The sequence below is a fragment of the Streptomyces sp. NPDC086077 genome (assembly GCF_040686175.1).
GTDB lineage: Bacteria > Actinomycetota > Actinomycetes > Streptomycetales > Streptomycetaceae > Streptomyces.
Window position 1 is genome coordinate 45916 of sequence record NZ_JBFBJT010000004.1, and the last position, 19586, is coordinate 65501.

A 19586-nucleotide genomic window follows, 5' to 3' on the forward strand; every position below is an offset into this window, starting at 1 on the left:
AGCATCCGCCGCCCCGGGGCCCACCTCCCGACCAACCAGCCAGAAGGAGACCGCCATCTTCGCCCGCACCACCCCGCCCCCGCTCCCGGAACTGGCCAAGCTCGCCCAGCACGGCACGCTGCCCGGCATAATCGGGCAGCTCTCCGGGCTCGGCGGCTGCACCAACCCGATCCGGCTCGACGGCCACCGCACCGAGTACGGCGTGAACACCCGTACCGGCGAGATCGGCCCCGTCCTCCACCACCTCGACTCCACCACCCTCCCAGCCGGGCAGCTCCTCGTGCGCTGCAACAACCGCCGCACCACCCGTTGCCCGGCCTGCGCGGAGGTCTACCGCCGAGACACCTTTCACCTGATCACCTCGGGCCTGCGCGGCGGCAAGGGCATCCCCGAACAAGTCGGCGTCCACCCCCGCGTGTTCGCCACATTCACCGCACCGAGCTTCGGGCCGGTCCACAACCGCCCCTCCAGCGGACGTCCCTGCCGCTGCGGCACCCATCACGACCAAGACGCCACCGAACTCGGCAGCCCTCTCGACCCCGAGACCTACGACTACGACGCGGCCGTTCTATGGAACGCCCACGCCGGACCCCTCTGGCGGCGCTTCTCGACCTACGTACGCCGGGAGGTCGCCAAGCGAGCGGGCCTGTCTCAGCGGCGCTTCCGCGAACACGCGCGCGTGTCCTTCGCCAAGGTCGCCGAGTACCAGAAGCGCGGCGCCGTCCACTTCCACGCCGTAATCCGCCTCGACGGCCCCAGCGGGGGAGACACCCCGCCCCCGGCCTGGGCGACCGCCGAACTCCTCACCGACGCCATCCGTGCCGCCGCTGCCAACGTCCAGGTCGACGGCCCGGTCATCGAGGGACGCGCCCACACCTTCACCTTCGGCCGCCAGCTCGACATCCGAACCATCCGCTCGGCCGACTTCAACGACGGCCAGGAGCTGACAGAACGGGCCGTCGCCGCGTACATCGCCAAGTACGCCACCAAGGGCGCCGAGACCGCCACGGGAGCTCTCGACCGGCCGCTGAAGTTCGCCGCCGAGCTGGCCCAGCTCGACATCAGCGACCACGCCCGCCGCCTCATCCGAACCGCCTGGACCCTCGGAGCCCGCAAGGACCTCGAACACCTCCGCCTGCGTGCATGGGCCCACATGCTCGGTTTCCGCGGCCACTTCTCCACCAAGTCCCGCCGCTACTCAACCACCCTCGGCGCCCTCCGCGACGCCCGTGCCGAATGGCGCCGCGCCCAAGCCGCAGCCGCCAACGGACCCGAGACGGACACGACATACGTCCTCGCCCACTGGGTCTTCGCCGGTACCGGCCTGTCCAGCGCCGAGGCCTGGCTCGCCGCATCCCTCGAACCCGCCCCCGGCACGGAAGGAGAACCGACCCATGGCTAACCGACGCGTCGCCGCCGTGGCTGCACCACGCGCGTTGCCCGAGCGGTACCTCACGCCGGAGGACCTGGTGGTGATGTTCGAGCTGCCCAGCGTCGAGACGGTCTACCAGTGGCGCCGCAAGCGCACCGGTCCGCGCGGCTTCAGGGTCGGCCGGCACCTGCGCTTCGACCCGGCGGATGTGCGGGCGTGGGTCGACTCCCAGCGTGAAGAGCTGGCCGCCTGATGGCCGGGCACATCCAAGACCGCTGGTACAGAGCCGAGGCTGGACCGGACGGCAAGGCCCGCAAGGTCAAGACGGAGCGGTACGGCACTGGCATGCGCTACCGGGCCCGGTACGTCGGCCCGGACGGTACGGAGAAGTCGAAGAGCTTCCCCGATCGTCAGAAGCGGCTCGCCGAACAGTGGCTCGCCCATACCGAGGCGGACATGGCGCGGGGGCAGTACATAGACCCGCGCGCTGCCCGGATCACGTTCCAGCAGTACGCCGAGGGCTGGGTGACTCACGCGCCGGATCCGAACACCCAGGCTTCGATGGAGTCGCAGCTTCGGCTGCACGCCTTCCCGTACCTGGGGTCACGGCCACTGGGCTCCTTCCAGCCTGCGCACATCCGCGACTGGGTGAGCCAGCTCCAGGAGAACGGCGTCCGTGGTTCGTATGCGCGGACGATCTACTCCAACGTGCGTGCAGCTCTGAGCGCGGCCGTGGACGATGGGCACCTTCCCCGGAATCCGTGCGCTGCTCGCTCGGTCCGTCCACCGACTGTGGACAACAAGCGCGTCGTCCCCTGGACACCGGAACGGGTCTTCGCGGTCCGGGCGGGCATGCCCGAGCGCTACCAAGCCATGGTCGACCTGGGCGGCGGGTGCGGCCTCCGTCAGGGCGAGATCCTCGGCATCGCCGTCGACGCGATCGACTTCGCGTCGCACACGCTCCACGTGGTCCAGCAACTGAAGCTGAGCCGCAGCAAGCCCGTGTTCGCCCCTCCCAAGGGCGGCAAGCTGCGGGATGTCCCACTCCCCCAGCCGGTCGCGGATGCCCTCCGGGCCCACATGACGCGGTTTCCGCCCGTCGAGATCACGTTGCCGTGGAAGGTGGCGGACGGTGCTCCCGTGACCAAGCGGTTGATCTTCACGGGGCCGCGCGGCGGGCATGTATGGCGTACGTCACTCAACGAGGAGGCGTGGAAGCGAGCACTCGTGAGCGCCGGAGTGATCCCGGACCGGAAGCCCGGCCAGCCGTACGCCGAGTCCCGCGAGAACGGCATGCACGCCCTCCGCCACTTCTACGCCTCGGTCCTCCTGGACGCGGGCGAGAACATCAAGGCCCTCGCCGAGTACCTCGGCCACTCGGACCCCGGCCTGACGCTCCGCGTGTACGCGCACCTCATGCCGTCCAGCCAGGAGCGCACCCGAAAAGCCGTGGCTGCGGTCTTCGAGGGCGCATACGCTCCGGGACGCTGAGGCAGGAGGGCGAGATGTCCGACGAGGAGTCCACCGAGTACTACACGCTGCTCTGCGACGACCCGTCCCACGAGGTGGTGCTCGTCGACTGTGGGCCCCGCGAGATGGATGTGATCCTGGCAGTGCGCAAGGTGACCGGGCTGAGCTTGTGGCACAGCCGGGTCCTGGCGCGCCAAGCGCCGGTCACCCTCAAAAGGGGTCTGTCCGCGTACAGGGCCCAGTCAGCTGTCGCTGTGCTCCAGGGCGCCGGCGCCCGAGCAGAGTGGAGACAGGAGCCGGAGCCCCGAGAGCGCACGGCCCCATCGCCCTGACGGCCCGGAGACGGCCCAGAGGCAGCGAAAAGCCCCCTCCCGGTGGAGAACCCGCAGGTAGGGGGCTTATTCGCGCGGGCTTACTTCTTCTTGCCCTGGTTCTTGACCGCCTCGATCGCCGCCGCAGCCGCATCCGCGTCGAGGTACGTGCCCCCGGGGACGACCGGCTTGAAGTCGGTGTCGAGTTCGTAGGACAGGGGGATGCCCGTAGGGATGTTCAGGCCCGCGATGTCGGCGTCCGAGATGCCGTCCAGGTGCTTGACGAGGGCGCGCAGGGAGTTGCCGTGGGCGGCGACCAGGACCGTGCGGCCGGTGAGGAGGTCGGGGACGATGGCGTCGAACCAGTACGGGAGCATGCGGACGACGACGTCCTTCAGGCACTCCGTCTGCGGGCGGATCTCCGGTGGGAGGGTCGCGTACCGCGGGTCGGAGAACTGGGAGTACTCGGCGTCGCGGTCCAGCGCGGGCGGCGGGGTGTCGTAGGAGCGGCGCCACAGCATGAACTGTTCCTCGCCGAACTCGGCGAGCGTCTGCGCCTTGTCCTTGCCCTGCAGGGCGCCGTAGTGGCGCTCGTTCAGGCGCCACGAGCGGTGGACCGGGATCCAGAGGCGGTCGGCGGCCTCCAGCGACAGCTGCGCCGTGCGGATGGCACGCTTCTGGAGGGACGTGTGGACCACGTCGGGCAGCAGGCCGGCGTCCTTGAGCAGCTCACCGCCGCGCGTCGCCTCCTTCTCGCCCTTCGGGGTGAGATTGACGTCCACCCAGCCGGTGAACAGGTTCTTCTCGTTCCACTCGCTCTCGCCGTGGCGGAGGAGGATCAGCTTGTACGGTGCGTCGGCCATGGCTTCGAGCCTACCTAAGCCCCGAGCGGCGTGAGCGGCCCAGGGGCGGCGGCCGAAACGGCCCCCCTGTGGCCTGGAGCACGCACCCGCCGTGTCCACCTTCCGGCTGAATTTTTGGTTAACTCCTAAGCAACCTTCCCCCACAGTCGACTGTCTGGTAATCGCAGGACGGGTGTGGGGGTACACGAAGAGGAGCTCTGAACGTGACCGTGCGTTCCTTTGCGCGGCGGATGAAACCGCGAGTCGAGCGGAAGGCCGCCGAGCGGGTGTGGCAGCTGCGTACCATGCGGCGGCGCCGCAGAGCAGCGGTCGGTGATCCCGTCCTGCGCCCGGTGGCCGTGCGAGGCCAGCAGCTGTACGGCCGGGTCGTGACCCGGTTCACCGCCGCCGAGGCCGCCGCCGCCAACCTCGACCTGGTGGTCTCGGCGCTGGAGCAGGAGGGGATCTCGTACTTCCTCGTGCCGGTCTCCCGGATCCGTCACACCGTGGGTGTGAACGCCGTCGACCGGGAGCGGTTCCTCACCGCCCTGGAGACGCGGCACGCCGGGCAGGCCGTGTTCATCGGCAGGCCGGTCTCCGGTGGCCAGCTCAAGCACCCCGCGATGTTCCTGGACGGCGTGCTGCCGGCCAAGCTGCGCAAGGCTCCCGTGCTGCGGATCGGCGAGAACCACCTCGGGCCCGCCGGCCAGCTGCTCGCCGGGCCCGAGCTGGCCTGCGACGTCGAGTTCTGGGAGGACGGGGCCGAGCTGCTCGCCACCGAGGAGGGGGAGCAGCGGCTGGCGAAGGTGCAGCCGCAGGCCTCCGAGGACGTCTTCCGCGAGTCCCTGATCACACCGCGCAACAACGGCGTCACGGATGTGCTGCCGGCCTCCGAGCAGCAGCCCGCCACCGTGCGGGTCGGCGACCGGGAGCTGCCGAGTTTCGCGCCGCTCACCCTGCCGACCGTGAACCGCGTCACGTTCCCGGTGGACGTCGTCTACACCTGGGTGGACGGCGAGCAGCCGGAGATGCGGGCCAAGCGGGCTCAGTACCAGGAGCGCGGCACGGCCGAGATCCTGGACAAGGAGACCAACGCCTCCCGCTACACCAGCCATGACGAACTGAAGTACTCGCTGCGCTCGCTGGCGATGTACGCGGACTTCGTCCGGCACATCTACATCGTCACCGACGGCCAGAAGCCGCACTGGCTCGACGACTCGGCCGAGGGCATCACGGTCGTCGACCACCGCGACATCTTCCCCGAGGACGTCCTGCCGGTCTTCAACTCGCACGCGATCGAGACGCGGCTGCACCACATCCCGGGGCTCTCGGAGCACTACCTGTACTTCAACGACGACGTGTTCGTCGGCCGCCGGATCACCCCGGAGCACTTCTTCCACGGCAGCGGCCTGATGAAGATCCCGGTGTCCCCGCTGAAGATCGGCGTCGGCAAGCCGCACTCCGAGGAGACGGCCACCAACTCCGCCAGCAAGAACGTCCGCGCGCTGCTGCTGGAGAAGTTCGGCCGGATGACGACGAACAACTTCATGCACACCCCGCTGCCGCAGCAGCGCGAGACGCTGCTGGCGCTGGAGGAGTTGTTCCCGGAGGACGTCACCCGCACCATGGCGTCCCGCTTCCGCTCGCCCACGGACATCGCCATGACGGCTCCGCTGCTGTACCAGTACTCGCTGATGACGGGCCGGGGCGTGCCGGGCAAGTTCGGCTTCCGGTACGTGAACATCAGCCGCCCGGACGCCGAGAGCCGCCTGGACGACCTGCGCCAGAACCGCCGCTTCGACTTCTTCTGCCTGAACGACGTCGACGTGCCGCCGCAGGAGCGGGCGCGGGTCAGCGTCCGGATGAACCAGTTCCTGGAGAACTACTTCCCGTTCCCCAGCCCGTACGAGAAGCAGAGCGGGAAGAAGGCCGGAGCGCCCATCGGCCGGCAGGCCGCGGAGCCGACGGAGCTGGCGGAGCCCACGCAGAAGCCGGCCGTTCCCTCCGAGCAGCAGAGCTGACCGGGCCACGGCCATGGGAATCCGTCACCGTTTCGCGGCGCCCCCGGGCCTGAGGGCCGCCCGGGACCTCGCGCTGCGCCTTCGGCTCCGGCTCTGGGCCCGGCTCTGGGCGCTGCGCGCGTCCCGGGCCCGTAGGCGGCTGCGTGCCGACGTCCCCGGCCTGCGTCGGGTAGCCTGCGGCCCGGCGCGGCTGTACGGGCGTACGGTCACCGGCTTCACCGCCGCGGAGGCCGCCGCCACGGATCTGGAGCGGGTGTGCGCCCTCCTGGAGGCGGCCGACGTGCCGTACTTCCTGGTCCCGGCCGACCAGGGGCACGCCGGTTTGCGCCAGGTGATCGGCGTCGCGCAGACGCATCGCGGCACGGTGCTGGACGCCGCCGCGCGGCACTTCGCCCGCACGGCGGCGTTCGCCGGTGCCGTCGGCCCGGACGGCGCCGTCACCACGGCGGTGCTGTGGGCCGACGGAGGGCTGCCGCGGGCGCTGCGGCGGTCGCCGGTGCTGCGGACCGGCGAGGTGCGTCTGGGCCCGCAGGGGCAGGTGCTCGGCGGTCTGGAGTCGGGGTGCGACATCGAGTTCTGGCGGCACGGCCGGGACCTGGGCGCGGACCCCGGCCATCTGACCGTGCCCGGCGTCCAGCTGCCGGACGCCTTCGGGACGGCGCTCGTCGCGCCGCGCCGCAACCCGGTCTCGGAGGTCCTTCCGGTGTCGGCGCAGCGGCCGGCCGTGGTGGACGCCCGAAGCCGGAGCGTGCCGACGTTCGCCCCGTTCGCCGAGCCGCGCATCGACGAGGTGTGCTTCCCCGTCGACGCCGTGTACACCTGGGTCGACGGCGCGGACCCGGCGATGGCCGCGAAGCGCCGCGCCCACCAGGCGGCCTCCGAGAACGTCATCGCCCCGCGCGAGACCGGCGACTCCCGCTACACCAGCCATGACGAGCTGAAGTACGCGCTGCGCTCGCTGGAGATGAACGCCGGGTTCGTCCGGCACGTCTACCTCGTGACCGACTCGCAGGTCCCCGACTGGCTGGATCCCGAGGCGGAGGGCCTGACCGTCGTCGACCACCGGGACATCCTCCCGGCCGAGGCGCTCCCGGTCTTCAACTCGCACGCCATCGAGAGCCGGCTGCACCACATCCCGGGCCTGTCGGAGCGCTATCTCTACTTCAACGACGACGTCTTCATCAACCGCCCGGTGCGGGCCGAGCACTTCTTCCACGGCAACGGCATCGCGCGCATCCCGCTGTCCCCGCTGAAGCTCGGGATCGGCGACCCGCACCCGCTGGAGCCGGCCCCGAACTCCGCCGGGAAGAACACCCGCGAGGTGATCCGGCGCTTCCACGGCCGCCAGATCACGCACAAGTCGCTGCACACCCCGCATCCACAACTGATGTCCGTGATGCGGGAGATGGAGCAGCTCGGCATCGAGGAGCTGGAGCGGACCTCGTACTCGCGGTTCCGTTCCACCACCGACGTCGCCCCGGCGTCCACGCTGCACCACCACTGGGCGATCGCCACCGGCCGGGCCGTGCCGGCCGACTACCGCTTCCGCTACGTCCAGCTGGGCACGCCGGACATGCGGCGCCGGCTGGCCCGTCTGGAGGCGGGCGAGGACATCGACTTCTTCTGCCTCAACGACGTGGACACCGACCCCGCGGAGCGGGCGGCGGCCCAGGCGGCCATCCATGCCTTCCTGGAGCGGAAGTATCCGTTCGCCAGTCGCTTCGAACGAGCGGAGGAAGTCGCCCGGCAGCCCACTCGATTGACGCTCCCCGTCAATTGAGTGGCGGGCCCGCGGATGCCGTTTGTAAGTTGTGGGCTCCGCTTGCGCCGCTTACAGCTGTGGGGGATCCGCGATGTCGTCAGCAACCCTGAGACGTGTGGTCCGGGAGAGCGTCTCAGGGCTCCCCCGTGAGTTCTGGTGGCTGTGGACCAGCACGCTGATCAACCGGCTCGGCGGGTTCGTGGCCACCTTCATGGCCATGTACCTGACCATCGACCGCGGCCATTCCGCCTCGTACGCCGGACTGGTCGCGGCGCTGTACGGCCTGGGCGGCGTCGTCCTCTCCCTCGGCGGCGGCGTCATGGCCGACCGGCTGGGGCGGCGGCCGACGCTGCTCATCGCCCAGTCGTCCATGGCGGTGTCCGTCGCGCTGCTGGGGTTCGTGCAGCACCCGGTGGCCATCGCCGCCGTCGCCTTCCTGGTGGGGGCCGCCTCCAGCGCCTCCCGGCCCGCGGTGCAGGCGATGATGGCCGACATCATCCGCCCCGAGGACCGCGTCCGCGCGTTCTCGTTGAACTACTGGGCGATCAACCTGGGCTTCGCCATCTCCTCCACCGCCGCCGGCTTCATCGCCGAGGTCAGCTACCGCGCCGGCTTCCTGATCGAGGCCGGTATGACCATGGCCTGCGCGCTCGTCGTCTTCGTGAAGCTGCCGGAGTCCAGGCCCGAGCGGACGGCCACGGCGAAGCAGGCGGATGCCGTCTCCCTCGGCACCGTGCTGCGCGACGGCCGCTTCATGGGCGTCGTCGGGCTGTCGTTCCTGCTCGCGCTGATCTTCCAGCAGGGCTCGGTCGGCCTGCCGATCGCCATGGGCGAGGCCGGGTTCACGCCCGCCGACTACGGCATGGCACTCGCCGTCAACGGCGTCCTGATCGTCGCGCTCCAGATCCCGGTCACGCGTTTCATCGAGCACCGCGACCCCCGGCGGCTGCTGATCATCTCGTCGCTGCTCGCCGGGTACGGGTTCGGCCTCACGGCGTTCGCCGGTTCGGTCGGTCTCTTCGCGCTCACCGTCTGTGTGTGGACCCTCGCCGAGATCGTCATGGCGCCCACCCAGACCGGCCTCGTCGTCGCCCTCTCCCCGGACCACGGGCGTGGGCGCTACCAAGGCATGCACACCATGTCCTGGTCGGTCGCCGGTTTGATCGCGCCGCTGATGTCGGGCGTCGTCATCGACCGGTTCGGCGCGCAGTGGCTGTGGGGGATCTGCGCGGTGATCGGTACGGCGGCGGCGCTCGGGTACGGCGTCCTGATGCGCCGCCCGCCCCGGCGGGAGCCGGCCGTCGTCGCGGCGCCTTCCCCGGCGAAGTCCGAGGTCGGCGCCGCCTGACACCGCGCCTACGGGTGCATCCGCGCGCCCTTGAGGGCCTTGTCCACGGCGTTGCGCGGGCCATGGACCGCGAGCCCCACCAGATCCAGCTCCCCGGTGCGTACGGCCCGTACCGCCGCCCGGTTGTCGCGGTCGTTGCCCGTCGCGAACAGGTCCGAGGTGAACACCGCGCGCGGCAGGGCCCGCGAGAGCACGCGCGCGTGGGCCGCGGTCAGCGTCTCCTTGGTGCCCTCGAGGACCAGCACCGGCTGGCGGAACATCGGCAGATAGGGCACGCCGTCGGCGTCCTGGTAAGGCTCGCCGATCACCTCGGGGACCTCCCGGCCGAGGCCACTGACCAGGAAGGCGGTGACGTTCAGCCGCTGCCAGGTCTCCAGGTCCTCGCGGAGCAGGACGGCGATCTTGGTGTCGAAGCGGTCGGCGCGGACAGGTGCGGAATCGTTCATGGGAGCAGCCTGCCGACCGTCGTACGGACCCGTCTTGTACGTTTTTTGCATGGCCCAGCAACGGGAGGTGTCCGCCTGGCGGCCGCCCGTCGCGGGCGTCGTCGAGGTCTTCCACGCCCACTTCACCGAGTACGCCTATCCGATGCACGTCCATGAGGCGTGGACGCTGCTCATCGTGGACGACGGCGCGGTGCGCTACGACCTGGACCGGCACGAGCACGGCACCCCGCACGACACCGTGACCCTGCTGCCGCCGCACGTCCCGCACAACGGCTCAGCGGCCACCCCGCACGGCTTCCGCAAGCGGGTGCTGTACCTGGACGGCCCGCTGCTCGGCGACGAACTGATCGGGCCTGCCGTCGACGCGCCCGACCTGCGCGACCCGGTGCTGCGGCGGCGCGTCGGACAACTGCACGCCGCGCTCCGCGGCCCCGGTGACGAGCTGGAGGCCGAGAGCCGGCTGACGCTCGTCGCGGACCGGTTGCGCGCCCATCTGCGCCCCCGGCTCGTCACCACCGGACCGCGTACCGACCCCGCCCTCGCCCGGCGGCTGCGGGAACTCCTCGACGAGCGGGTCGTCCACGGCCTCTCGCTGGACGAGGCGGGCGGGCTCCTGCAGGCCCATCCCGCCCATCTGGTGCGGGCGTTCAGCGGGGCGTACGGCATCGCGCCGCACCAGTACCTGAACTCCCGGCGCGTCGGGCGCGCCCGGCGGCTGCTGCTGGACGGAGTCCGCCCGGCCGAGGCGGCGGCCGCGACCGGGTTCTACGACCAGGCCCATCTCACCCGGCACTTCCGGCGGTTGGTGGGCGTGACCCCGGGGCGCTACCGGGCGGGTTCGCCGCCCTCAGGTCCCTCGTCCTGAATCAGGTGCGCGAACGCGTCCAGGTTGCGGGTCGACTCGCCGCGCGAGACGCGCCACGCGTACTCCTTGCGGATCGCGGAGGCGAAGCCCTTCTCCAGAAGGGTGTTGAAGGCGCCGTCGGCGGCCTGGAGGATCTGGCCGAGCAGCCGGTCGATCTCGTCCGCGGTGACGGCGGCGAGCGGGAGCTTGCCGGTGACGTAGATGTCGCCGAGCGGGTCGACGGCGTAACTCACGCCGTACAGCTTGAGGTTGCGCTCCAGGAGCCAGCGGTGGACGGCGGGTTCGTTCTCGTCGGGGTGGCGGATGACGAAGGCGTTCAGCGACAGGGAGTGGCGGCCGGCGATCAGGGAGACCGTCGTCGACAGCTTGCGGGTGCCGGGGAGCTTGACCACGTAGTGGCCCGGCGTGGGACTCTCCCACTCCAGCTCGGCGTCCTTGAACACGCCCTCGATGACCTGCGCGGCCCGCTGCTGTGCATCGCCCATGGCGGCAGCGTACGTCAGCCGTGGTGGGCCCGGGAGCGGCGGCGGTGGGACTGCAGGGCCGCCGTGTAGACCTCCGCCGTGGCGGCTGCCGAGGCGTCCCAGCCGAAGGAGCGGGCGTGGTGGGCGGCGGCCGTGCCCAGCCGGGCGCACAGCAGCGGATCGTCGGCGAAGTCCCGCAGCACGCGCGCGTACGCCGCCGGATCGTGCCCTTGGACGAGGAAACCGGTCCCACCGTCGCGCACGGCCACCGGGAGCCCGCCGACCGCGGCGGCCAGCACCGGCGTACCGGCCGCCTGCGCCTCTATGGCGACCAGGCCGAACGATTCGCTGTACGAGGGCATGACCAGCACGGACGCGGCCCGGAACCAGTCGGCGAGCTGGTCCTGGCCGACCGGCGGGCGGAACCGTACGACATCGGCGATGCCCAGCCGCGCGGCCAGCTTCTGCAGGCCCTCCGGCTTGGCGAGGCCGCTGCCGCTGGGGCCGCCGACGACCGGGACGACCAGCCGGGAGCGCAGGTCGGGGCGCTCGCCGAGCAGGACGGCGACCGCGCGCAGCAGCACGTCGGGGGCCTTCAGAGGCTGTATCCGGCCCGCGAAGAGGGGGATCAGCGCGTCCTGGGGCAGGCCCAGGCGGGCACGGGCGGCGGCACGGCCGTCGGCCGGGTGGAAGCGGTCGAGGTTGACGCCCGGGTGGACCACGGCGACCTTGGCGCGGGCGGCGGCGTAGTGCCGTACCAGCTCGTCGGCCTCCTCGGCGGTGTTGGCGATCAGCCGGTCCGCGGCGGCCACGATCTGGGTCTCGCCGATGACCCGGGCGGCGGGCTCGGGGGTGTCGCCGTCGGCGAGGTTGGCGTTCTTGACCTTGGCCATGGTGTGCATGGCGTGCACCAGGGGAACGCCCCAGCGCTGGGCGGCGAGCCAGCCGACGTGGCCGGAGAGCCAGTAGTGCGAGTGGACGAGGTCGTAGTAGCCGGGGCGGTGGCCGGCCCAGGCCTGCATCACGCCGTGCGTGAAGGCGCACAGCTGGGCCGGGAGGTCCTCCTTGGCGAGGCCCTCGTAGGGGCCCGCGTCGACGTGCCGGACGAGGACGCCGGGGGCGAGCTCCACGGCGGGCGGGAGGGCGCCGGTGGTCGCGCGCGTGAAGATCTCGACCTCGATGTCGAGGGCGGCGAGGCGCTGCGCGAGCTCCACGATGTAGACGTTCATGCCGCCGGCGTCGCCGGTGCCGGGCTGGTGGAGCGGCGAGGTGTGCACGGAGAGCATGGCCACGCGGCGGGCGCGGCGGTGCCCCAGACGGAGCCGCGAGGCGGACGCCGGCGAGCGGCGACCGAGCCTGCTGACGTAATGGCTCACGTGCCGCTCCTCCTTGCCGTGGGCATGCCTGATCGAGGACACCAGGCCCTCTCAACCTCCCCAACACCGGAGGTCGGTGCTCCATTTCCGGAGTTTGGTTTTTTGCTGAATCATTACCGCTGATCGCTCAACCGTTCGAGGTCAGGAAGCGTTCTGTCCTGACCGGAGCGGAGACGTCCGGCGAAGCACCCGCCGGGCGCCCCTACCCTCGTAGGCATGACAGCCCGCGCAGCGACCCGCTCCCCCTCTCGGCTTCGCCCGAGCGGGGGGACTTCCGTCGTCGGCACGGTGACGCGCGGGACGACCCATCCGAACCGGCTGCGGCGCATGGACCGCTGGATCGCCGCCACACACGGGTACGAGTTGCGCCGCGCCCCCGCCCCGGTCGCCGTCGACCTCGGCTACGGCGCCGCCCCCTGGACCGCCGTCGAGCTCCTCACCCGCCTGCGCGCGACCGCGCCGCCCACGCGCGTGGTCGGCGTCGAGATCGAACCCGCGCGCGTGGCGGCCGCGCAGCCCTACGCGCGCGAGGGGCTCGCCTTCCGGCACGGCGGCTTCGAGATCCCGCTCCCCCGGCGGCCCCACCTCATCCGCGCGGCCAATGTCCTGCGGCAGTACGACGAGGCCCAGGTCGCCGGCGTCTGGGAACGGCTGTGCGCGCGGCTCGCGCCCGCCGACCCGGCGTCCGGCTCGCGGGGCGGGCTGCTGGTCGAGGGGACCTGTGACGAGATCGGGCGGCGGCACGTGTGGGTCGCGCTCGGCCCGGAGGGCCCGCGCACGGTGACCTTCGCGACCCGCCTCGGCTCCCTGGAACGCCCCTCCGACCTGGCGGAACGCCTACCCAAGGCACTGATCCACCGCAACGTCCCCGGCGAGCCCGTGCACGCCTTCCTGCGCGACTTCGACCGCTCCTGGGCCGCCGCCGCGCCCTACGCGTCGTACGGCGCCCGCCAGCGCTGGATCCGGGCCGTGCGGGACCTGGCGGCCGACTGGCCGGTGACGGACGGTCCGGCGCGCTGGCGCCAGGGGGAAGTGACGGTCTCCTGGGGGGCGTTGGCGCCCCGCGCGTGACGGGTCCGCCCGCCGCCTCGGTGCGGGCGCGGCCCCAACGGCGTCGGCGCCCCGGCCTTTCGGTCTTGTCCCCTCGTTTCCCCGCAGCACCGGATCACACGGAACGATCTCGGTGAGTCGTTCGTCACAAAGGCGGGGGGATCGTCGTGTGACGGCCGGAATCGGGGAGGGAGTCACTGCCTCTGTCGTTTTGCGCCACGGCATGGCACGATCGCCCGGGCGCTCGATGTTACTGACGGGCAATCAGTTTGGGGGCGGAGTATGGCAAGGGGCAAGCGCGGCCTGATCGCGGCAGCGGTGAGCGTGGTCTGCGCCGTCACCGTGCTGGCGGCACCCGGCGCGGCCTTCGCGGCGCCCGCACCGACCCCCACCCCGTCCACGCCCCCCGGCACAGGCCCGGGTTCGGCTCCCGCGACGAACGAGGAGCTGGAAGCGGTCCGCGAGCAGCTCGACCTCCTCTACCGCGAGGCGGCCTCGGCCACCGACGCCTACAACGCGGCGGAGGAGAAGGCCGAGCAGCAGTCCGCCGAGATCGTCGCGCTGGCGAAGCTGATCGTCGAAGGCAAGGAGAAGCTCGCCGAGTTGAGGAAGCGCGCCGGTTCCGCGGCCGCCGCCCAGTACCGCACCGGGGGCCTCCCGCCCGAGGCCCATCTGATGCTCAGCGACAACCCGGGCGAGTTCCTCGACGGCAGCAGCCGGGTCCGCCAGGGCGAGCGCGCCACCAAGCATCTGCTGCGGGAGCTGACCCGCACCCAGCAGGACTTGGAGCAGTACGCCAAGGACGCCTCCGCCCAGTGGAAGAAGCTGGAGGCGGGCCGCAAGGCGAAGGCCGCCGCCCAGAAGAAGATCGAGCAGCGGATCGCGGCGGCCAGGAAGCTGGAGTCCCAGCTGGAGAAGGAGGAGAGGAAGCGCCTGGCGGAGCTGGAGGAACGAGCCGCCTACGAGGCGCAGACCGCCTGGCTCGACTCCGGCGTCCTCGACGAGATCGACGGCTCTGCCACCGAGCAGGGCAGGAAGGCCGTGAAGTTCGCGACCCAGCAGATAGGCAAGGCGTACGAATGGGGCGCCGAGGGCCCGAATACGTACGACTGCTCCGGACTGACCTCCCAGGCCTGGGCGGCGGCAGGCAGCGCCATCCCGCGCACCTCCCAGGAACAGTGGAAGCAGCTCGAGCGCGTCGCCGTCGAGGACATGCAGCCCGGCGATTTGATCATCTACTTCGGGGACGCCAGCCACGTCGGGATGTACCTGGGGGACGGCGCGATGGTGCACGCCCCGCGGCCGGGGCGGACGATCACGATCGCGGGGGCCGGTTCGATGCCGATCCTGGGAGTCGTACGCCCGCGGACGGACTGAGCGGCCGTGGCGGTAACGCCCCACGGACTCCGGTGACGTGGCCCACGTGACCCACCCCACGCCCCTCCGCGGCCAAACCCGCGACCGACGTGACCTTCGTCATCACGGACCGGACACCGTCCTGTCCAACTGCGGTACGGATCGCGGCATATGACAGTGGCCGACCACCGAGCGGCGTGCCTCACACCATTCCGTTGCGGCGCCGACACCCGCTATGGTCCCGGTCGGTGGGTCGAGGTCCCTCGCACCCGCCATGCCCTCGGGGGGAGGGAAGGAACCCAGGACAATGCCCGTACCCGTACCGCGGCAGAGAGCGATCCCGGCCGTGGAAAGTGGTCAGGCGCAGGCCGCGCCCGCAGTCCGCGGCCTCTCCGGTGCATCCGGTGATCCCGGTACTGAGGCTCCGCGCAAGGAAGCGCACCAGGAAGAGAAGGCCGAGAAGACCACCAGCACGACCACGGACACCAACCTCACGCTGCTGCTGATCGAGGACGACCCCGGCGGCTCACCGATCGTGCCGGAACTGCTCGACCAGTCCGGCAAGCCGATCCGGATCCGTACCGCCCGCAACCTCACCGAGGCCGCGCGGCTGCTGACCGACGACGTCCACTGCATCCTGCTGGACCTCGCGCTGCCCGCCCCCGGCCGGACCGACGACAGCGACGACGAGCTGAACGTCCTGCGGCACGTCCTGGAGCTCGCGCCCCGCCACGCCGTCCTCGCCCTCACCGCCTCCGGCGATGCCGAGCGCGGTGCCGAGGCCGTGCGTGTGGGCGCCCAGGACTATCTGTTCCGCGACGAGCTGGACGGCCGGCTGCTGAGCCGCGCGATCCGCTACGCCGTGGAGCGGAAACGTTCCGACACGGCCGAGCGGCGGCTCGCCGAGGGCCGACTGCGGGTCCAGGAGAACCGCCGGCTGGAGCGCGGCCTGCTGCCCACGCCGCTGCTGCACGGTTCCCCGCTGCGCTTCGCCGCCCGCTACCGCCCCGGCCGCTCGCGCGCGCTGCTCGGCGGCGACTTCTACGACGTCGTGCGCACGCCGGACGGCACCGTGCACGCCATGATCGGCGACGTCTGCGGGCACGGCCCCGACGAGGCCGCGCTCGGCGTCGAGCTGCGCATCGCGTGGCGCGCGCTGACGCTGGCGGGCCTGTGCGGCGACGAGCTGCTGAACACGCTCCAGCAGGTGCTGGAACACGAACGCTCGGACGACGAGATCTTCGCGACCCTGTGCACGGTGGACATCGCGCCGGACGGCCGCCGGGCCGGTCTGTGCCTGGCCGGGCACCCGGCCCCGCTGGTCGCCCGCCCCGGTCGCGCGCCGCGGCTGCTGCCGTACGACAACAACGGTCCCGCCCTCGGCCTGCTGCCGGGCGCGCGCTGGCCGCGGATGCAGGTGGAGCTGGGCCGGGAGTGGAGCCTGATGCTCTACACCGACGGCCTGATCGAGGGCCATGTCGGCGCCGGCCGCGAGCGGCTCGGCCAGGACGGCATGGTCGAGATGATCAGCCGCCAGCTGTCCCAGGGCCTGCGCGGCGAGCAGCTGCTGCGCGAGGCGGTCAACGAGGTGCGGGAACTCAACGGCGGCGAGCTCACGGACGACGTGGCGGTGCTGCTGCTGGATCGGGTGCCGTAGCGGCGGGGCGCGGCTGTGCGCGCTGCGCCGGCGGGGGTGCGGCTGTGCGCGCTGCGCCGGCCGGGGTGCGGCTGCGCAGGGTGGCGGGCGAGCGGCTGTGCGAGGTCGCGACCGTGCAGGGTGTGGCTGTGCGGGGTGCGGCTGTGCGGGGATACAGCCGCACGGAGCGCGGTTTTGCGGGATGCGCTCGGCCGGGGTGCGGCCGTACCGGGGCGGTCTCGGGTGCCGCGCAGTCGATGACGGCAGCCGCTCACCGTCCGCCGTTGTACGGGCCGTACGGGCCGTCGCTGCTCGAACCGCGGCGGGCGCGGCCGCCGCCCGGGAGGCCACGCAGGGCCGGGCGTACGTCGACCATGTACACGATCGTCGCGATGAGGCCGATGATCGGCAGGAACGACAGGATGTTGAAGATCAGGTTCACCACGAAGGCGAGCCCGAGGACGATCAGCCAGAAGGGCTTGGTCTGCTTGTCGGCGGCGCGGTAGGCGTCCTCGCGACGCGTGGCGGCGTCGATCATCGCGAAGCCGCTGAAAAGGATCAGGGCCATGCTCAGCAGCCACATGAACCCGACGAATCCCTGCATCAGCACAACGTCCACCACCCGTATCGGCTAGTCCCTACGCGGTCACCGTACCCGCAACCGTCCGACCGCTACCCGAAGAACGGGCCGGGCACCCAAGGAGTGCCCGACCCGTTACCGATCACCCGTCCGTGTCACCCGTCCTGACCACGGACGCGCGCGCGGAGTGTCAGTTGGCCGACGGCGTCGTCTTCTTCGCCGGGGTGGTGGCCTTGCGAGCGGCCGGAGCCTTCTTCGCGACGGGCTTCTTCGCCGCGGCCTCGGTCGACTTGCTCTCCGGCTCGACGGCGATGGCCAGCTCCTCGATCTCCTCGGCGGCCTCACCCCGCCAGGTCCGCACGGCCTGCTCGCCGTGCTCGGCGACCTTCTCGTAGGTCTCACGGGCCTTCACGGCGTACTCGGCGGCCATGCCGACACCGCGCAGGGCGAAGTCCTGGGCACTCTCGCCCAGCTTCTTGATGTCGGAGTCGAGGGAGCCGAAGAACTCGTTGACGCGGGTCTGGACGTTCTCCTGCGTCTCCTTCACGCGGGCGGTGGCCTTCTCCTGGACGGCCTTGGGGTCGGTGTTGCGCACGGCCTCGATGCGGGCCGGCGCCTCGTTGCGCAGCTGGTCGACCAGGCCGGGCACCTTCTTGGCCTGCTGGAGAGCGAGGTCGGCGGTGCCGGCGGCGAAGTACAGCGGCCGCGGGTCGGTGAGGGTCTTGCGCAGGTCTTCGGTGATGGCCATGGTGCTGGTCCTCCCGGTGGCTTTCTGTGAGGGTTCGGGGTTCCGCCGCGTCCGCCCGGCTCAGCCGGCGGAGCGCTGCTGCGGGCCGGCGTCGTCGCCGTCGGCAGCACGGGGGTCGCGTACGGCGCCGTCGCCACTGGCGCGGCTGCCGTCGCCGCTTCTTATGCCGCTGCGATCGCTGGGACCGCTGGGATCGCTGCCGTCGTGACTGTCACGACCGTCGCGCCTGTCGCTTCTACCGCTGTCGTCGCTGCTGTCGCTCTCGTCACTCAGGTCACCGTCCTGCGCCGCGTCCGCCTTGCCGGACTCGAAGCCGTTCTCCTTGCGGAACGACTCGTAGACCTGGAGAAGCACCTGCTTCTGCCCCTCGTTCAGCGTGGGATCGGCGAGGATGACGGCACGTGTCTCCACCTCGTCCCGGTCCCGCTCGGCGTCGAGGATCCCGGCCCGCACGTACAGCGTCTCGGCGGAGATCCGCAGCGCCTTGGCGACCTGCTGCAGCACCTCCGCGCTCGGCTTGCGCAGCCCGCGCTCGATCTGGCTCAGATACGGATTGGACACCCCGGCGGCGTCGGCGAGCTGCCTGAGCGACAGCTGCGCGTTGCGTCGCTGTTCGCGCAGATACTCACCGAGATTGCCGACGTTGAGCGATGCCATACCTCCACCATGCCGCGCCGCGCTAACAATTGCAAGCAACCCGCTTGCAAAAGTGCGCCGTGCCACTCGTACGGCAGCACCGGGTGCCCGACGCGGCAGACTGACCCACCATGACCGCAACGGACGCAAAAGCCGATCTTCACTTCTCTCTGCAGTCGGCCCGCGACGCCCTGCTGTGGAAGCTGGAAGGGCTCTCGGAGTACGACGTCCGCCGCCCGCTCACCCCGACGGGTACCAACCTCCTGGGCCTCGTGAAACATGTGGCGAGCGTGGAGTCGGGCTATCTCGGCGAGGCCTTCGGGCGGCCCGCCGACGATCCGCTGCCCTGGCTCGGCGAGGACGCCGAGTCGAACGCGGACATGTGGGCCACCGCCGAGGAGTCACGCGCGTTCGTCGTGGGCCTCTACCGCCGGGCGTGGGCGCACGCGGACGCGACGATCGACGCGCTGGCGCTGGACACCGTCGGCGAGGTGCCGTGGTGGCCCGACGGCAAGGACGAGGTGACGTTGCATCACGCCGTCGTCCGCGTGATCGCCGACACGCAGCGGCACGCCGGGCACGCCGACATCGTTCGCGAACTCATCGAAGGGGCTGTGGGGATGCAGGCAGGCAACACGAGCATCCCGGAGGGCGATACGGCCTGGTGGGAGGGATATCGCGGCCGGCTGGAGCGGGTGGCCCGGGAGGCGGACGGAGCGGCGGACGGGGGCGTGTGACGTCGTGACGTCGTAGCAGTTCCAGAAATCGTAGAAGTCGCAGAAGGGACCGCGGGCCGAAGTTTCCTGGCCGGAGCCGGGCCCGAAGATCACAGCTGGACGGGGGCGTCGCAGCGGCCCGCCCTGGACACCCTCGGCGGCACCCACACCCACCTCGGCGAGGACGTCGGACGGGCGGCGGCCTACGACGTCGCGCTGCTCGACATCTTCTGGACGGCGATGGCGGCTACGCGCACGCCCTGGCCGTGGCCCGCGCGGAGGGCATCAGCGGGCGGGAACTCGCGCCCTTCGGGCAGGGCATTGCCGCGATCCTGCCGCCGCTGTTCGAGGAGTTCGCGGGCGATGTCGACGACGCCGCCCACTCCGGCGAGCTCAACCCGATCACCTCGGCGGTCTCCTCCATGTCCCACATCATCGAGGCCTCCGAGGGACACCATCGAGGCGAGCGTGATGCGCGCGGCGGAGGGCCAGGCCCGCCGGGTGATCGGCCTCGGCCACGGGACGGACGGGTTCATGCGGGTCACGGATCTGCTGAGCCGGGGGTGAGTGGCCGGGGAGCAGAGCCC

At 71.5% G+C, this 19586-nt stretch carries 19 protein-coding genes and 1 pseudogene; 13 read left to right on the forward strand and 7 right to left on the reverse strand.

What is annotated here, in order from left to right:
* The first annotated feature begins 118 nt into the window (after nt 1-118).
* The 4 genes from AB0O67_RS01975 to AB0O67_RS01990 are packed head-to-tail and all read left to right on the forward strand — an operon-like array spanning nt 119 to nt 3174.
* Complete coding sequence (locus tag AB0O67_RS01975) at nt 119-1402, forward strand: replication initiator (protein WP_365444764.1); 1284 nt, start codon at nt 119-121, stop codon at nt 1400-1402.
* Nucleotides 1395-1625 (forward strand): helix-turn-helix domain-containing protein, encoded by a 231-nt coding sequence (locus AB0O67_RS01980; RefSeq protein WP_365444539.1) that lies wholly within the window; start codon nt 1395-1397, stop codon nt 1623-1625. Before AB0O67_RS01975 ends, AB0O67_RS01980 begins: the two co-directional genes overlap by 8 nt.
* Complete coding sequence (locus tag AB0O67_RS01985) at nt 1625-2863, forward strand: tyrosine-type recombinase/integrase (protein ID WP_365444542.1); 1239 nt, start codon at nt 1625-1627, stop codon at nt 2861-2863. Before AB0O67_RS01980 ends, AB0O67_RS01985 begins: the two co-directional genes overlap by 1 nt.
* Nucleotides 2864-2877: 14 nt before the next feature.
* Entirely contained in the window at nt 2878-3174 is a 297-nt protein-coding gene (locus AB0O67_RS01990; protein ID WP_365444545.1) for a ribosomal protein L7/L12, read from the forward strand.
* Nucleotides 3175-3254: 80 nt separating this feature from the next.
* On the opposite strand, the gene AB0O67_RS01995 is transcribed toward AB0O67_RS01990, so the two are convergent.
* On the reverse strand, nt 3255-4016 hold the full coding sequence (locus tag AB0O67_RS01995; protein WP_365444547.1) for a phosphoglyceromutase: 762 nt from the start codon (nt 4014-4016) through the stop codon (nt 3255-3257).
* 203 nt (nt 4017-4219) lie between these two features.
* Between AB0O67_RS01995 and AB0O67_RS02000 the strand changes: the two genes are divergently transcribed.
* The 3 genes from AB0O67_RS02000 (at nt 4220) to AB0O67_RS02010 (ending at nt 9126) form a co-directional block, all read left to right on the forward strand.
* The gene (locus AB0O67_RS02000) at nt 4220-6016 is read left to right on the forward strand and encodes a stealth family protein (RefSeq protein WP_365444550.1); all 1797 of its coding nucleotides are present in this window, start codon (nt 4220-4222) and stop codon (nt 6014-6016) included.
* Nucleotides 6017-6029: 13 nt separating this feature from the next.
* Nucleotides 6030-7796: a stealth conserved region 3 domain-containing protein gene (locus AB0O67_RS02005; protein WP_365444553.1), complete on the forward strand. Its 1767-nt coding sequence runs from the start codon at nt 6030-6032 to the stop codon at nt 7794-7796.
* A 73-nt stretch (nt 7797-7869) separates the two neighbouring features.
* A complete protein-coding gene (locus AB0O67_RS02010) occupies nt 7870-9126 on the forward strand; it encodes an MFS transporter (protein ID WP_365444556.1) in 1257 nt (418 codons plus the stop codon).
* An 8-nt stretch (nt 9127-9134) separates the two neighbouring features.
* Here the strand turns inward: AB0O67_RS02010 and AB0O67_RS02015 are convergent, their stop codons facing one another.
* Entirely contained in the window at nt 9135-9572 is a 438-nt protein-coding gene (locus AB0O67_RS02015) for a DUF2000 domain-containing protein (RefSeq protein ID WP_365444559.1), read from the reverse strand.
* A 49-nt stretch (nt 9573-9621) separates the two neighbouring features.
* On the opposite strand from AB0O67_RS02015, the gene AB0O67_RS02020 reads away from it, so the two are divergent.
* Nucleotides 9622-10437 (forward strand): AraC family transcriptional regulator, encoded by an 816-nt coding sequence (locus AB0O67_RS02020; RefSeq protein ID WP_365444562.1) that lies wholly within the window; start codon nt 9622-9624, stop codon nt 10435-10437.
* On the opposite strand, the gene AB0O67_RS02025 is transcribed toward AB0O67_RS02020, so the two are convergent.
* Together AB0O67_RS02025 and mshA are read right to left on the reverse strand one after the other, a co-directional pair.
* Nucleotides 10398-10922, reverse strand: coding sequence for a YbjN domain-containing protein (locus AB0O67_RS02025; RefSeq protein ID WP_365444565.1), 525 nt, complete (start codon nt 10920-10922; stop codon nt 10398-10400). The genes AB0O67_RS02020 and AB0O67_RS02025 overlap by 40 nt on opposite strands.
* Before the next feature lie 14 nt (nt 10923-10936).
* Entirely contained in the window at nt 10937-12277 is a 1341-nt protein-coding gene (gene mshA, locus AB0O67_RS02030; protein WP_365444568.1) for a D-inositol-3-phosphate glycosyltransferase, read from the reverse strand.
* 327 nt (nt 12278-12604) lie between these two features.
* Here mshA and AB0O67_RS02035 point away from each other — a divergent pair, with 327 nt between their 5' ends.
* The 3 genes from AB0O67_RS02035 to AB0O67_RS02045 all read left to right on the forward strand — a co-directional run bounded on the left by AB0O67_RS02035 (nt 12605) and on the right by AB0O67_RS02045 (nt 16340).
* The gene (locus AB0O67_RS02035; RefSeq protein ID WP_365444767.1) at nt 12605-13348 is read left to right on the forward strand and encodes a class I SAM-dependent methyltransferase; all 744 of its coding nucleotides are present in this window, start codon (nt 12605-12607) and stop codon (nt 13346-13348) included.
* 261 nt (nt 13349-13609) lie between these two features.
* Nucleotides 13610-14704, forward strand: a complete 1095-nt coding sequence (locus tag AB0O67_RS02040; protein ID WP_365444571.1) for an NlpC/P60 family protein — start codon at nt 13610-13612, stop codon at nt 14702-14704.
* Nucleotides 14705-14990: 286 nt separating this feature from the next.
* Entirely contained in the window at nt 14991-16340 is a 1350-nt protein-coding gene (locus AB0O67_RS02045) for a fused response regulator/phosphatase (protein WP_365444574.1), read from the forward strand.
* Between the two features lie 250 nt (nt 16341-16590).
* On the opposite strand, the gene AB0O67_RS02050 is transcribed toward AB0O67_RS02045, so the two are convergent.
* The 3 genes from AB0O67_RS02050 to AB0O67_RS02060 form a co-directional block, all read right to left on the reverse strand.
* Entirely contained in the window at nt 16591-16923 is a 333-nt protein-coding gene (locus tag AB0O67_RS02050; RefSeq protein ID WP_365444577.1) for a DUF2516 family protein, read from the reverse strand.
* 166 nt (nt 16924-17089) lie between these two features.
* Nucleotides 17090-17647, reverse strand: a complete 558-nt coding sequence (locus AB0O67_RS02055; RefSeq protein WP_365444580.1) for a hypothetical protein — start codon at nt 17645-17647, stop codon at nt 17090-17092.
* Nucleotides 17648-17707: 60 nt separating this feature from the next.
* On the reverse strand, nt 17708-18304 hold the full coding sequence (locus AB0O67_RS02060) for a helix-turn-helix transcriptional regulator (RefSeq protein ID WP_365444583.1): 597 nt from the start codon (nt 18302-18304) through the stop codon (nt 17708-17710).
* A 110-nt stretch (nt 18305-18414) separates the two neighbouring features.
* On the opposite strand from AB0O67_RS02060, the gene AB0O67_RS02065 reads away from it, so the two are divergent.
* A complete protein-coding gene (locus AB0O67_RS02065) occupies nt 18415-19020 on the forward strand; it encodes a DinB family protein (RefSeq protein ID WP_365444585.1) in 606 nt (201 codons plus the stop codon).
* A 132-nt stretch (nt 19021-19152) separates the two neighbouring features.
* Nucleotides 19153-19566 (forward strand): annotated as a pseudogene (locus AB0O67_RS02070) (NAD(P)-dependent oxidoreductase); the annotation flags it as partial.
* Nucleotides 19567-19586: the final 20 nt, after the last annotated feature.

Coding starts and splice junctions, on each gene's coding strand:
- AB0O67_RS02015 (WP_365444559.1), bottom strand. CDS start 9,572: ATGAACGATTCCGCACCTGTCCGCGCCGACCGCTTCGACACCAAGATC.
- AB0O67_RS02050 (WP_365444577.1), bottom strand. CDS start 16,923: ATGCAGGGATTCGTCGGGTTCATGTGGCTGCTGAGCATGGCCCTGATC.
- AB0O67_RS02005 (WP_365444553.1), top strand. CDS start 6,030: ATGGGAATCCGTCACCGTTTCGCGGCGCCCCCGGGCCTGAGGGCCGCC.
- AB0O67_RS02035 (WP_365444767.1), top strand. CDS start 12,605: ATGGACCGCTGGATCGCCGCCACACACGGGTACGAGTTGCGCCGCGCC.
- AB0O67_RS01995 (WP_365444547.1), bottom strand. CDS start 4,016: ATGGCCGACGCACCGTACAAGCTGATCCTCCTCCGCCACGGCGAGAGC.
- AB0O67_RS02065 (WP_365444585.1), top strand. CDS start 18,415: ATGACCGCAACGGACGCAAAAGCCGATCTTCACTTCTCTCTGCAGTCG.
- AB0O67_RS02020 (WP_365444562.1), top strand. CDS start 9,622: ATGGCCCAGCAACGGGAGGTGTCCGCCTGGCGGCCGCCCGTCGCGGGC.
- AB0O67_RS02025 (WP_365444565.1), bottom strand. CDS start 10,922: ATGGGCGATGCACAGCAGCGGGCCGCGCAGGTCATCGAGGGCGTGTTC.
- AB0O67_RS02040 (WP_365444571.1), top strand. CDS start 13,610: ATGGCAAGGGGCAAGCGCGGCCTGATCGCGGCAGCGGTGAGCGTGGTC.
- AB0O67_RS02010 (WP_365444556.1), top strand. CDS start 7,870: ATGTCGTCAGCAACCCTGAGACGTGTGGTCCGGGAGAGCGTCTCAGGG.
- AB0O67_RS01990 (WP_365444545.1), top strand. CDS start 2,878: ATGTCCGACGAGGAGTCCACCGAGTACTACACGCTGCTCTGCGACGAC.
- AB0O67_RS02045 (WP_365444574.1), top strand. CDS start 14,991: ATGCCCGTACCCGTACCGCGGCAGAGAGCGATCCCGGCCGTGGAAAGT.
- AB0O67_RS01980 (WP_365444539.1), top strand. CDS start 1,395: ATGGCTAACCGACGCGTCGCCGCCGTGGCTGCACCACGCGCGTTGCCC.
- AB0O67_RS02060 (WP_365444583.1), bottom strand. CDS start 18,304: ATGGCATCGCTCAACGTCGGCAATCTCGGTGAGTATCTGCGCGAACAG.
- AB0O67_RS01985 (WP_365444542.1), top strand. CDS start 1,625: ATGGCCGGGCACATCCAAGACCGCTGGTACAGAGCCGAGGCTGGACCG.
- AB0O67_RS02055 (WP_365444580.1), bottom strand. CDS start 17,647: ATGGCCATCACCGAAGACCTGCGCAAGACCCTCACCGACCCGCGGCCG.